The 11917-nt window shown below is 39.0% G+C and carries 10 protein-coding genes; all 10 read left to right on the forward strand.

Translation table 11 applies throughout. The features are described from left to right. Positions 1-3 precede the first annotated feature (3 nt). The 10 genes from fliF to FZ940_RS02560 all read left to right on the forward strand — a co-directional run bounded on the left by fliF (position 4) and on the right by FZ940_RS02560 (position 11893). A complete protein-coding gene (gene fliF / locus FZ940_RS02515) occupies positions 4-1701 on the forward strand; it encodes a flagellar basal-body MS-ring/collar protein FliF (protein WP_103560428.1) in 1698 nt (565 codons plus the stop codon). Continuing rightward, complete coding sequence (gene fliG / locus FZ940_RS02520; protein ID WP_148821373.1) at positions 1701-2732, forward strand: flagellar motor switch protein FliG; 1032 nt, start codon at positions 1701-1703, stop codon at positions 2730-2732. The genes fliF and fliG overlap by 1 nt, the downstream gene beginning before the upstream one ends. Positions 2733-2745: 13 nt before the next feature. Then, positions 2746-3609 carry a flagellar assembly protein FliH gene (fliH, locus tag FZ940_RS02525; protein WP_148821374.1) on the forward strand — a complete coding sequence of 288 codons (864 nt, stop codon included), beginning with the start codon at positions 2746-2748 and terminating at the stop codon, positions 3607-3609. Beyond that, on the forward strand, positions 3602-5428 hold the full coding sequence (gene dxs, locus FZ940_RS02530) for a 1-deoxy-D-xylulose-5-phosphate synthase (protein WP_148821375.1): 1827 nt from the start codon (positions 3602-3604) through the stop codon (positions 5426-5428). The genes fliH and dxs overlap by 8 nt, the downstream gene beginning before the upstream one ends. 72 nt (positions 5429-5500) lie before the next feature. Further along, positions 5501-5911: a Fur family transcriptional regulator gene (locus FZ940_RS02535; protein WP_087586224.1), complete on the forward strand. Its 411-nt coding sequence runs from the start codon at positions 5501-5503 to the stop codon at positions 5909-5911. A gap of 139 nt (positions 5912-6050) precedes the next feature. Continuing rightward, complete coding sequence (locus FZ940_RS02540) at positions 6051-7457, forward strand: CYTH and CHAD domain-containing protein (protein WP_262367583.1); 1407 nt, start codon at positions 6051-6053, stop codon at positions 7455-7457. 12 nt (positions 7458-7469) lie between these two features. Further along, positions 7470-8192 carry a bifunctional demethylmenaquinone methyltransferase/2-methoxy-6-polyprenyl-1,4-benzoquinol methylase UbiE gene (gene ubiE / locus FZ940_RS02545; RefSeq protein WP_148821376.1) on the forward strand — a complete coding sequence of 241 codons (723 nt, stop codon included), beginning with the start codon at positions 7470-7472 and terminating at the stop codon, positions 8190-8192. Continuing rightward, entirely contained in the window at positions 8185-9351 is a 1167-nt protein-coding gene (gene xseA, locus FZ940_RS02550) for an exodeoxyribonuclease VII large subunit (RefSeq protein ID WP_148821377.1), read from the forward strand. The genes ubiE and xseA overlap by 8 nt, the downstream gene beginning before the upstream one ends. Before the next feature lie 2 nt (positions 9352-9353). Further along, on the forward strand, positions 9354-10433 hold the full coding sequence (gene serC / locus FZ940_RS02555; RefSeq protein ID WP_148821378.1) for a phosphoserine transaminase: 1080 nt from the start codon (positions 9354-9356) through the stop codon (positions 10431-10433). Beyond that, a complete protein-coding gene (locus FZ940_RS02560) occupies positions 10433-11893 on the forward strand; it encodes a methyltransferase regulatory domain-containing protein (protein WP_148821379.1) in 1461 nt (486 codons plus the stop codon). The genes serC and FZ940_RS02560 overlap by 1 nt, the downstream gene beginning before the upstream one ends. Positions 11894-11917 lie beyond the last annotated feature (24 nt).

Genomic DNA, 11917 nt, shown 5'->3' on the forward strand with positions numbered 1-11917 from the left:
AATATGGATTTTAAAGCATTACTTCATCAAATAAGTCAAATTTATCAAAAGCTTTCATTAAAGCAAAAAATAGTTGCAGCTAGCTCGATCGTCTTGGTCGTGGCATTTTTGGTATTTTTAACACTTTATAAAAGCAAAAATGAAAATTTTGCAGGCTACAGCGTCCTTTTTGAAAATATTAGCCCAAATGATTCTGCCTTAATACTTGATCAGCTAAACAAAGATGGCATTAAATATAAATTAGCAAACGAAGGCACTATCCTTGTGCCAACGAGCGATGTCTATAAAGAGCGCATAGCTGTTGCAACGCTTGGAATACCAAAAGAGAGTAAAATCGGCTTTGAAATTTTTGACAAGCAAGAATTTGGAGCGACTGATGCCGAGCAGAGAGTAAAATTTCAAAGAGCGCTTGAGGGCGAACTAGCTAGAACGATCGAGAGTCTCTCTTCTATCCAAAAAGCAACCGTAAGAATAGCCATACCAAAAGAGAGCGTCTTTACTGAAAGACAAGCACTGCCGACCGCTTCTATTGTCGTTGAGCTAAAACCAGGCGTTAGTTTAAATGCGAAGCAAATTTTTGGTATTAAAAACCTTGTCGCTGCCTCTGTTACAAACTTGAGCACAGAAAATGTAAAAATCGTAAATCAAGACGGAGTCGCACTTGGCGATGAAGACGGCGAGTTTGATAGTGATGCCATAGCTCAGCAGATCCGCTATAAGCGCGAGTTTGAAAATAATTACGAGCAAAAGATCGTAAATGTGCTAGCTCCTATCGTAGGCGGGGCGGATAAGGTCGTAGCAAAGGTAAATATCGACTTTGACTTTGATAAAAAAGATACAAAAAGTGAAGTTTATGACCCAAATAACGTCGTTAGAAGTGAAAGTAATATCGAAGAAAAGCGCCAAGGCTCAGCACCAAATGAAGTAGGTGGCGTCCCAGGTGCAGTTAGCAACATAGGCCCTGTTCAAGGGCTAGATGACAGCACTTTAAAAGAGCAGTACAACAAAAGCTCGCAGCAGACAAACTACGAAATTTCAAAGAAAGTAACAAATGTCAAAGGGCAGTTTGCTAGCATAAATAGAGTGAGTGCAGCTGTTGTTATAGACGGACTTTATCAGAGTAAAAAAGATAGCGACGGCAAGCCAACTGGCGAGCTTGAATTTGCCCCGCTTACCAAAGAGCAAAGAGAGTCAATCACAAATTTAATCAAACAATCAATCGGCTACAACCAAAATAGAGGCGATGAAGTAAGCTTAGATAACTTTGAGTTTAAAACTGGCAAAGATATAAGCACTAGCGAGAAGATGGATGGCTTTGTGAATAACTATGTAGTGCCATTTATGCCGCTGTTAAAATATATTTTTGCAGCATTGTTGCTTTATATTTTCTATAAAAAAGTAATTGTGCCATTTATGCAAAAGATGCTTGAAGAGACAAAAGAAGAAGAGGAACAAGTTCAAGATGGTCTTGAGGATATTGAGGTAGATGCTGAAGATACACTTGAGAAATTTAAAGCTGCTCGCAAAAAGGTAGAAGAGCAACTAGGGCTTAGTGGCGAGTTTAATGAAGATGAACTAAAATACGATGTTTTACTTGAGAAAATGAGAGCGGTCATCACAGAAAGAAATGAAGAGATAGCAATGCTACTTCAAGATATGGTAAAAAATGACAGCGACTTTAATATGCGTAAGGAAATTTGATGTCAATAAAGCTAAATGACAAGCAAAAAATGATTTATGATGATCTATCGATGCCTGAAAAGATTGCTATTTTGCTGATTCAGCTTGGCGAAGAGGCAACTGCTCTTATATTTTCTCACATGGATGTTGATGTCATCACTGAAATTTCAGGCTATATCGCAACCGCAAAAAACATAGACAAACAAGTCGCAAGTGCCGTGCTAGAAGAATTTTACGCGCTAATGCAGTCAAATCAATATATGAGAAGTGGCGGTTTAGAGTATGCAAAAGAAATTTTGTACCGCACATTTGGTCCAGAGGCAGCTCAGAAAATTTTAGACAAGCTTGCAAAAAGCATGGAAAACTCAAAAAGCTTTGGCTATCTTGATAAGATAAAACCACAACAGCTTGCAGACTTTATCATAAAAGAGCATCCTCAAACCATCGCGCTAATACTAGCTCACATGGACTCAACAAGTGCTGCTGAAACGCTTAGCTTTTTCTCAGATGAGCTAAGAAGTGAAGTTGTCATTAGAATGGCAAATCTTGGTGATATTAGCCCATCGGTCATTAAACGTGTTTCAACCGTACTTGAGGGTAAGCTTGAAAGTCTTACATCATATAAAGTCGAAGTTGGCGGCCCAAGAGCTGTAGCAGAAGTGCTTAATAGACTTGGGCAAAAAGCCAGCAAAAGCACGATTGAACGCATCGAACAAAGCGATGATAAACTTGCAACAACGATTAAAGAGCTTATGTTTACATTTGAAGATATTATTAACCTTAATGCAACTGCGATTAGAGAAATTCTTAAAAATGTCGATAAAAAAGACCTTATGGTTGCATTTAAAGGCTCAAGCGATGGCATAAAGGATAAATTTTTATCAAATATGTCTCAGCGTGCAGCAGAAGCCTTTAAAGAGGAGATGCAATATCTTGGTGCGGTGCGTGTAAAAGATGTTGAAGAGGCCCAAAGGCGCATAGTGGAGATAGTGCAAACTCTAGCTGATCAAGGTGTATTCCAAGTCGGCGAAGCAGATGAGATGATAGAATGAAAAGCAGCATAGAATGAAAAGCAGCGTAATAACTAGTGAGACTTCTCCAGCTCACTTTATAGAAAATTATAGATTTAAGGTTCTTGGAGTTGGAGAGCGAGCCGCAGATAGTGCTCCTGTATTGATAGAAGAAAATAATCTTAGTGAAGAGCTAAGCGAGCAAAATTTTGCACAAAAAGGTGAAAATTTCATTCCTCAAGCTAGCCATCAAACGCAAACAAACTCACAAAACCACTTTGCTTCTCAGGCTCAAAGTCCACAAATACAGCAAGCAGGCGAGTCGAGCTTTGTTGAAGAACTGCTTAAAAAAACAGATGAGCTAAGTAGCAATATCATCAAACTTCAAATGCAAATAGAAAATCAAGAGAGCGAATTTGCTAAGCGCCTTGAGGCTGAAATTTCTCGTGCAAAAGAAGATGGCAAAAATGAGGGTATTGTCCAAGCAAATGCAGCAAATGAAGCAAGAATAAATGAGCTTGAGGCTAGATTTAGCGCTTCGGCTGCAAAGCTAGATGAACAGTACGTTAAATTTGATGAGTTTTTAAAGAAAATCGAAGAAGAGCTTGGACAAACTGCTATAAAAATCGCAAAAGAAGTAATCGATAAAGAAATTTCAACCTCTTCAAATCAGATCGCTCATCATCTAGCAAGCTCGCTTATAAAAGAGCTAAGTAATGTTAAAAATATAGAGATTCGCGTAAATCCCGAAGATAGCGAATATATAAAAGAGCAATTTAGCAAGAATGAACACGTCAAAATAAGCGCTGATGATGCTATAAGCAAAGGCGGTGTGGTTATTATAAGCGATGGTGGCAATATCGATGCGACTATGCAAACAAGGCTAGAAAAACTAAAAATGCTGGTAAATAATGAATAAAGACGTTAAAAGTTTAGATGTTGATGAACTAAACGCACTTTGTCATGACATCAGGGATAAAATTTTAGCCACTGTTAGCAAAAATGGCGGTCATCTTAGCTCAAATATCGGTGCAGTTGAGATCATTGTAGCGATGCATAAAATTTTTGATATGACAAAAGATCCATTTATCTTCGATGTAAGCCACCAAAGCTATGCACACAAGCTACTTACTGGACGCTGGGAGAGCTTTGATACGCTTAGAAAATTTAACGGCATCAGTGGCTATACAAAGCCAAGCGAAAGTAAATTTGACTACTTTGTAGCAGGGCATAGCTCGACATCCATATCTTTAGTAGTTGGTGCTGCAAAGGCGATAAAACTTAAAAACGAAGATCGTATCCCAGTAGCTGTCATAGGCGATGGCTCGTTAAGTGGCGGTATGGCGTACGAAGCGCTAAATGAGCTAGGCGATAGAAAATATCCTTGCGTCATCATCCTAAACGACAACGAAATGAGCATAAGTAAGCCAATAGGCGCACTTAGCAAGTATCTAAGCCAGATGATGGCAGGGCAGTTTTATCAAAAATTTAAAGGCAGGGTTGAGCGCTTTTTAAGCTATATGCCAGACTCTGCAGCCTACATGGCTAGACGCATGGAGGAGGGTATCAGGCTCATCACTCCTGGCATGTTTTTTGAAGAGCTTGGACTTGAGTACATAGGCCCAGTCGATGGACACGACCTCGCAGCGCTTCTTAGCACATTTGAAACTGCCAAAAACATGAAAAAACCAGTCATCGTGCACGTGCAGACGCTAAAGGGCAAAGGGTATGAATTTGCCGAGGGTTACTATGAAAATTGGCACGGAGTTGGACCGTTTGATCTAAAAAGTGGAGAATTTATAAAAAGACAGTCAAACAAGTCAGCCACGGCGATCTTTAGCGAGCAGCTTTTAAAGATGGCAAGAGAGCATAGCGACATCGTTGGCGTAACGGCTGCGATGCCAACAGGCACTGGCATGGACGCACTTATACATGAGTTTCCAGACCGCTTTTGGGACGTGGCGATAGCCGAGCAGCACGCAGTCACCTCGATGTCAGCCATGGCAAAAGAGGGCTTTAAGCCATTTGTCGCGATATACTCGACCTTTATGCAAAGAGCCTATGATCAGGTCATTCACGACGCTTCTATATTAAATTTAAACATTACATTTGCGATGGATAGGGCAGGCATCGTGGGCGAGGATGGCGAAACACATCAGGGCGCTTTTGATATCAGCTTTTTAAACGCTGTGCCAAACATGGTTCTTTTTGCCCCAAGGTGCGAAGAGAGCATGAAAAATGTTATGGAATTTGCCTACTCTTACAAGGGTGTTAGCGCATTTAGATATCCGCGTGGGGCATTTATCTTAAGAGATGAGTTTGAAGCTCAGCCACTTGAGTTTGGCAAGGGTGAAATTTTAGCTGATGCAAAGAGTGATATCGCGTTTTTAGGCTATGGCAATGGCGTTGGCAGAGCAAATTTGGTCAGAAATTTACTAACTGGCAAGCTTGATGTGATATTGGTTGATCTTGTCTTTGCAAAGCCGCTTGATAGTGAGCTTTTACTGGATCTTGCAAAACGCACTAAAAAATGGTACATCTTTAGTGATAGTGCCAAAAAAGGCGGTATCGGCGAGATAGTAAGTGCATTTTTACAAGAAAATAAAATTTCAAATATAAGCGTCATCAGCTTCGAGTATGAAGATAAATTTATCCCACATGGTTCAACCGCTGAGGTTGAAAAACATCTTGGTATAAGTGCCGAGCAGATTACCAAAAATTTACTAGAAAATAATTAATATCATTTAATAAAGTAACGTTTAATATTATTTTTGCTAGCATAAGCCAAAATAAAAACAAGGAAAAGCACTATGCAATACGTATCATTATTAAAGCAATCTGGGCTAAAAGTCACGCCACAACGACTTAGCGTTTTAAGAATTCTTGATCGCCACACGCATCCAACTATTGATGAGCTTTATGATGAGATTTTAAAAGAGAGTCCATCGGTTTCTCTAGCAACGGTTTATAAAAATTTAAATACTTTAAAAGACGAAGGTCTCGTAGTTGAAGTAAATATCGTCAATCAAAAGGCTAGATACGACATCTACGAATATCCACATATCCATGTTGTCTGTGAAAGCTGTGGAAGCGTCGAGGACGTGAGCTACGATGATGCTGAGCTTGGCAAATACCAAGAGGTACTAGAAAAGAAGATTGGAAATATAATAGAACGTCTAAATATCGTAGCTAGCGTAAAAAGCTGTAAACACTGTAAATAAAATTTATGTTGCTATTTAGCAACATAAATTCCATCTTTTTTCTTATAAAAATACTTTTAAAATAAGCCTAAATTTAGCATCTTTCTCATTGTTTTAAGCACTAACTTGCTAAAATGAACAAAAAATTTTGGAGAAAAATGTGAGTTTGGAGATAGAGCGTAAATTTTTACTCAAAAATTCTCAAATTCTAGATTTTTTAAAAGAAGCTGGAGTAGTCTTTAAGCATCTTGAAATTTCTCAGTTTTATACCAAGATAACGCAAAATGAAGAGATCCGCTTTCGAAGTGAAGAGGATAAATTTATAAAAACTGTAAAGATCGGTAAAGATCTAATCAGAGAAGAAAATGAAGAATTTTGCGAAAAAGTGGAGTTTAAAAAGGCTCTTAAAAACCGCATCGGTAGCGTCATCTTAAAAGATAGATATATTTTTAAACTAAATAACAATCCTTGCAATATCGATATTTTTAAAAATAAACTAAACGGACTTTGTACATTTGAGATCGAATTTAGCGATGAAAATGAAGCCGTCTTTTTCAAGCTGCCACCGTTTTTAGAAAATTTTTGCCTAAGTGACGTAACTTGTGATAAAAGATATAAAAACAAATTTCTTGCCATCCATGCTAATGAAAATGAACAAATTGACTACAAAAGAGCCTATAAGATCATAAAAGAAAAAGAAATTCTGCCAAATTTTGCTGCAAATCTAAAAAGCGGAGAGGCGCTAAGAGTCCTTTTTGTTAGTATTTTTAAAGTAATAAAAAGGCTAAAAAGCCAGTATTTGATAGACAAAGATGAAGAAGTTTTGCATGAACTTCGCGTAAATTTAAGAAAGGTTAGATCGTTACTTAAAATTTTTAGTGGCGTTTTTGATGAGAAAGTGACACTTTTTTTTGGCGAGAATTTTAAAATGCTTGCAAACTCGACAAACAAAAAGCGAGATTTGGATGTATTTTTAAGCTTTTTAAACGAGCAAAAACATGCAAATGAGTCTATCTATTTTGTGCAAAAGGCTCTAGATTTAGAGTATGAAAATGTAAAAAGCTACCTTGGCGATGAAGAAAACTACGCATTTTTAAAAGAGTGGGAGATATTTTTAAATGAGGGTGAATTTTATAAGTCAAAACTCTTTGATGTAAGCCTTTCGCGCCTTGGTTCGTTTAAGCTTAGAACGCTTTTGGTTTTAGCTCAAAAAAGGCTAAAAAGCCTTAATCAAGACTGCCCAAATGAGAGCTTTCATGATCTTAGGATAGAGCTTAAAAAGATGAGATATACATACGAGTTTTTATGTGAAATTTTCTATTTTGAAGGGCTTAAAAAGTATGAAGAGAAGCTAAAGCAGATGCAAGAAATTTTTGGCAATCTTCAAGACTATGACGTCTGGCTCGGCATCCTTAAAAGACTTCCAGAAATGCCAGATAAAGAGAGGCTCGAGAGTAAAATTTACAAGCAAATTTATAAAAGTAGAGAAGAGATACTAAAAAAGCGTCTTAAATTTATAAAAGCAACTCGCAAAATTTCAAGAAATTTAAAAATTTACTACATATAAAAGGGCAAATTTATGCAAAAACAAGAAAAAATCGTTGATATGTTTAACCAGATCGCTCCGACTTATGACGTCGCAAACAGAGTGCTAAGTCTTGGCGTGGATGTGAGTTGGAGAAAATTTGCCTGCAGATATATGCTAGAAATTTTTAAAAATAAAAGCATAAATATCGTAGATGTAGCTTGCGGTACTGGCGATATGATGGGGCTTTGGAGTGAAATTTCAAAAGAATTTGGCGTTGAGGTGAAAAGCCTTACTGGCATCGATCCCTCAAGTGGTATGCTAAAAGAGGCTAGGGCGAAATTTCCAAATTTTAAATTTATAGAGGCCTATGCTGACAAAACTACTCTTGCAAGCGGTGAGGCTCAAATTTTAAGCATAAGCTATGGCATCAGAAATGTGGTCGAGCGAAAGGCAGCACTTAGAGAGTTTAACAGAGTGCTTGCTCTAAATGGCTACGTAGTCGTACTTGAATTTACAAAACGCCAGAAAAAAGGCCTTATAACCTCGCTAAGAGATTTTTACTTAAGTAAAATTTTGCCAAAGATTGGCGGCTTTATCTCAAAAAACAAAGAGGCATATGAGTATCTGCCAAGCTCGATCGAAAATTTCTTGGACGCAAAGAGTTTTTGTGATGAGCTAGTTGATGCTGGCTTTGAGATAGAGCTTTGCAAGGGCTTTAGCATGGACATCTCGACACTATTTATCGCTAAAAAGGTAAGAGAAATCAATGCTTAGTGTTTCTGAGCTAAACGAAAAAGCAAAGGCACTGCTTGAAGCCACACTTGACTATGTCGAGGTAAGTGGCGAAATTTCGCGCCTTACTAAGCACGCCTCCGGGCACTGGTACTTCACGCTAAAGGATGAGAAGTCAAGCATCTCGGCTGTGATGTATCGCATGAATAACCAAAAGGTGAAATTCTTACCAAAAGATGGGCTAAAAGTAAAAATTTATGGCAAAGTGACCATTTATTCTCCAAGTGGGTCGTATCAGCTAGTGGCTAGTGCGATGCTGCCTGATGGTGAGGGCGAGCTTGAGCTTGCGTTTAGGCAGCTTAAAGAAAAGCTCGAAAACGAGGGACTTTTTGATACAGCCGCAAAAAAAGAGATACCAAATTTACCAAAAAGGATTGCGCTTGTGACTAGTGCCACTTCTGCAGCACTTCAGGATATGCTAAAGGTCGTGACGAGTCGTTGGAAATTAAGCGAAATTTATATATTTGACGCGCTAACTCAGGGTGAAAATGCTCCAAGCTCGCTTATAAAAGCTTTAAAAAGAGCCGATAGATACGGCGTTGATGTGATCGTTTTGGCTCGCGGAGGTGGTAGTAAAGAGGATCTTTGGTGCTTTAACGACGAGGGCTTAGCGCGTGAAATTTATGCTACCAAAACACCAGTCATAAGCGCTATCGGACACGAGATCGACTACGTTATAAGCGACTTTGTAGCAGACCGCAGATCGCTTACGCCAAGTGCAGCTATGCTTGATCTTTTGCCTGATGAAGAGGCGTTTTTTCAGTATCTTGACAGGCTCAGCGACGATCTTGATAGCGCTTTAAATTTAAAGATCACAAAGAAGCAAAATTTATTAAATTTACTACTTTCTAAATTTTCATCAAACGCTCTAAAGGCTAGGATCGAGCTAAAATTTAGCGAGGTAGCAAACAAGCAAAACGCCCTAACAAACGCCGTGCAAAGAAAGATCTTGCTTCTTGGCTCGGCTCTTAGCTCGCTCGAGAAAGCTTATGAGATGAGGGAGCTCTTTTTTGAGAGCACAAAAGGGCTTATTGAGGTTAGAAAAGATGGCAAGAGAGCCGATCTTAGGGATTTAAAAATAGACGATGAGATAGAGCTTATCTCGCAAAATACACATAAAAAAGCAATTATCAAGGAGTAAAAATGAGTAGAAAAATCAACTTTAGCGCAGGCCCAAGCGCGATACCACTAGACGTTTTAGAGCATGCAAAGGCCGAATTTACCGACTATAGAGGCGAGGGCTACTCGATCATGGAGATCAGCCACAGAAGCAAGACCTTTGAGGAGATCCACTTTGGCGCGATGGAGAAGATAAGAAAGCTTTACGGCATCGGCGATGAGTATGAAATTTTATTTTTGCAAGGCGGCGCACACTTGCAATTTAGCATGATACCGATGAATTTATATCAAGGTGGTAGGGCCGAGTACGCAAACACTGGCGTTTGGACAAACAAAGCAATCAAAGAGGCAAAAGTGCTTGGCGTAAATGTAGATGTCGTAGCAAGTAGCGAAGATGAAAATTTCTCTTACATCCCAGAGGTGAAATTTAGCGACGATGCCGACTACGCCTACATCTGCTCAAACAACACTATCTACGGCACACAGTATAAAACTATGCCAAAGACCAAATCGCCCCTTGTTGTCGATGCTTCGAGCGATTTTTTCGCTAGACCGCTTGATTTTAGCAGTATCGGTTTGCTTTATGGCGGCGCTCAGAAAAATGCAGGCCCAAGCGGCGTGACTATCGTCATTTTAAGAAAAGACCTAGTTGATCGCGTGAGCAGCCAAAATGTCCCTATGTTTTTGCGCTACAAAACGCACGTAGAGGCAAACTCACTTTACAACACACCGCCAACTTTTGGAATTTATCTTTTAAATTTAACCATGCAGCACCTACTAGATCTTGGCGGACTTGCCGAGGTTGAGAAGATAAATGCCAAAAAAGCAAGCACGCTTTATAGCATCATAGATAGCTCAAATGGCTTTTACGTGGGTCACGCTAAAAAATCAAGCAGATCAGATATGAACGTGAGCTTTACGATACCAAAAGATCATGCGCTTGAGCCAGTTTTTGTCGAAGAAGCGCTAAAAGAGGGCATGCTAGGACTAAAAGGTCACAGACATCTTGGCGGCATAAGAGCCTCTATCTACAACGCCGTTAGCCAAAGCGACGTTGAGAAACTTGGCGAGTTTATGAGAGAATTTGCAAGAAAACATAGTTGATGAATAAAACAAAGAAAGCTTATGATGAAATTCCTTATTTCTCAGCTGCATTTAGCGACTGCTCGCCAGTTAGGATAGAAGCGGTTGCTAAATTTCTGGGGCTTAAGGCAGCTGGCTTAAAAGAGGCTAGGGTGCTGGAGCTTGGCTCATCGTATGGCGGCAATATCTTGCCATTTGCCATTTCGCACAAAAGCGCAAAAGTCGTTGGTATCGACATCTCAAGCCATCAAGTGACTGAAGGTAATAAGGTGGCAAAGCAGATAGGTTTAGAAAATTTTACTTTGTTTGAGCGAAATTTTTTGCATATGAACGAAAGCGATATAAAAGAGCTTGGGAAATTTGACTATATTATCGCTCATGGCGTTTATAGCTGGGTGAGTCCAAATGTAAGAGATGCGCTGCTTGCCACGATTAAGGCACTACTAAGCGAGGATGGCATCGCTTATGTCTCCTATAACACCTACCCAGGCTGGAAGAGCCTTGATATTTTAAGAGATTTTATGCTTTTTGTAAGCTCAGGCAACGACAGCAAAGAAGCACTTGCTCGCGTAAAAAGCGAGTTAAATTTCTTACAGGATTATTTGAAATTTAGCCTGCAAAGTCAAAGCGATGTCGTATACAAAGATAGTATGAAGCTTCTTTTAACGCAGTTAAATTTTTTACAAAGCATCATCGCAAAGGGCAATGATTATTATATATTGCATGATTTTTTAGAGGCTAGCAATGAGCCAACTTACTTTCATAAATTTGCTAAACATATCGATAAGCATGGACTTTGCTACGTCATAGACACTTCGCTAAATGATATCTTTGCAAGCTCAACTGGAATTTACCGCTTTGACGCACATATCGAGCAAAATTACAACTCTCGCATCAAAAAAGAGCAACTAAACGATTTTTTATTTAATAGATCATTTAGAAAAAGCCTCATCGCTCACAAGGAGAGGCTTGGCGGTGCTGAGGACTTTGATGCGGTACTTGGAGAGAGCGAGCTCGATAGAATTTATTTTTCATATTTTAGCGAGCAGCCAAGGACAAAAACGCAAGAAATTTTAAGCAAAAGCTATCCACAAAGCTTAAATTTAAGTGAAGTAAAGGCGGCACTTGGCGAGAATGCAAATGAAGCTTTTGTGGGACTGCTTGAAATTTTAAACGATCAAAATACTAAAATTTCTTCCTCAAAACTCAAAGCACTCACATATGAGCCTAGTAAAACCAAACTAAAGCCTAGAGCTGCTGCGTATCTTAAGTATTTTTTAAATACTAGCTCACCAGTTATCTCTTTGGCAAATGAGCTAAATGGCAAGCTAAGCTTAAGCCATGAAGAGATCAAGGCCGCTTTAAAATTTGATGGCAAAGCTAGTTTAGAAGATATCGCAAAGAGCGTAAATTTTAGTAAAGACGAGCTAGATAAGCTTGCTTTTAAATTAAGTGAAGCCTACTTTTTTGAAGAAATTTAAGACTAGCTAGCCTAGCCTTAAATT

This window comes from Campylobacter concisus (assembly GCF_902460415.1).
GTDB lineage: Bacteria > Campylobacterota > Campylobacteria > Campylobacterales > Campylobacteraceae > Campylobacter_A > Campylobacter_A concisus_Y.

What these genes read in the sequence shown, in the direction of transcription:
- fliG (WP_148821373.1), top strand. Translation starts at nt 1,701, where the DNA reads ATGTCAATAAAGCTAAATGACAAGCAAAAAATGATTTATGATGATCTA.
- ubiE (WP_148821376.1), top strand. Translation starts at nt 7,470, where the DNA reads ATGCAAAAACAAGAAAAAATCGTTGATATGTTTAACCAGATCGCTCCG.
- xseA (WP_148821377.1), top strand. Translation starts at nt 8,185, where the DNA reads ATGCTTAGTGTTTCTGAGCTAAACGAAAAAGCAAAGGCACTGCTTGAA.
- serC (WP_148821378.1), top strand. Translation starts at nt 9,354, where the DNA reads ATGAGTAGAAAAATCAACTTTAGCGCAGGCCCAAGCGCGATACCACTA.
- FZ940_RS02560 (WP_148821379.1), top strand. Translation starts at nt 10,433, where the DNA reads ATGAATAAAACAAAGAAAGCTTATGATGAAATTCCTTATTTCTCAGCT.
- fliH (WP_148821374.1), top strand. Translation starts at nt 2,746, where the DNA reads ATGAAAAGCAGCGTAATAACTAGTGAGACTTCTCCAGCTCACTTTATA.
- dxs (WP_148821375.1), top strand. Translation starts at nt 3,602, where the DNA reads ATGAATAAAGACGTTAAAAGTTTAGATGTTGATGAACTAAACGCACTT.
- fliF (WP_103560428.1), top strand. Translation starts at nt 4, where the DNA reads ATGGATTTTAAAGCATTACTTCATCAAATAAGTCAAATTTATCAAAAG.
- FZ940_RS02535 (WP_087586224.1), top strand. Translation starts at nt 5,501, where the DNA reads ATGCAATACGTATCATTATTAAAGCAATCTGGGCTAAAAGTCACGCCA.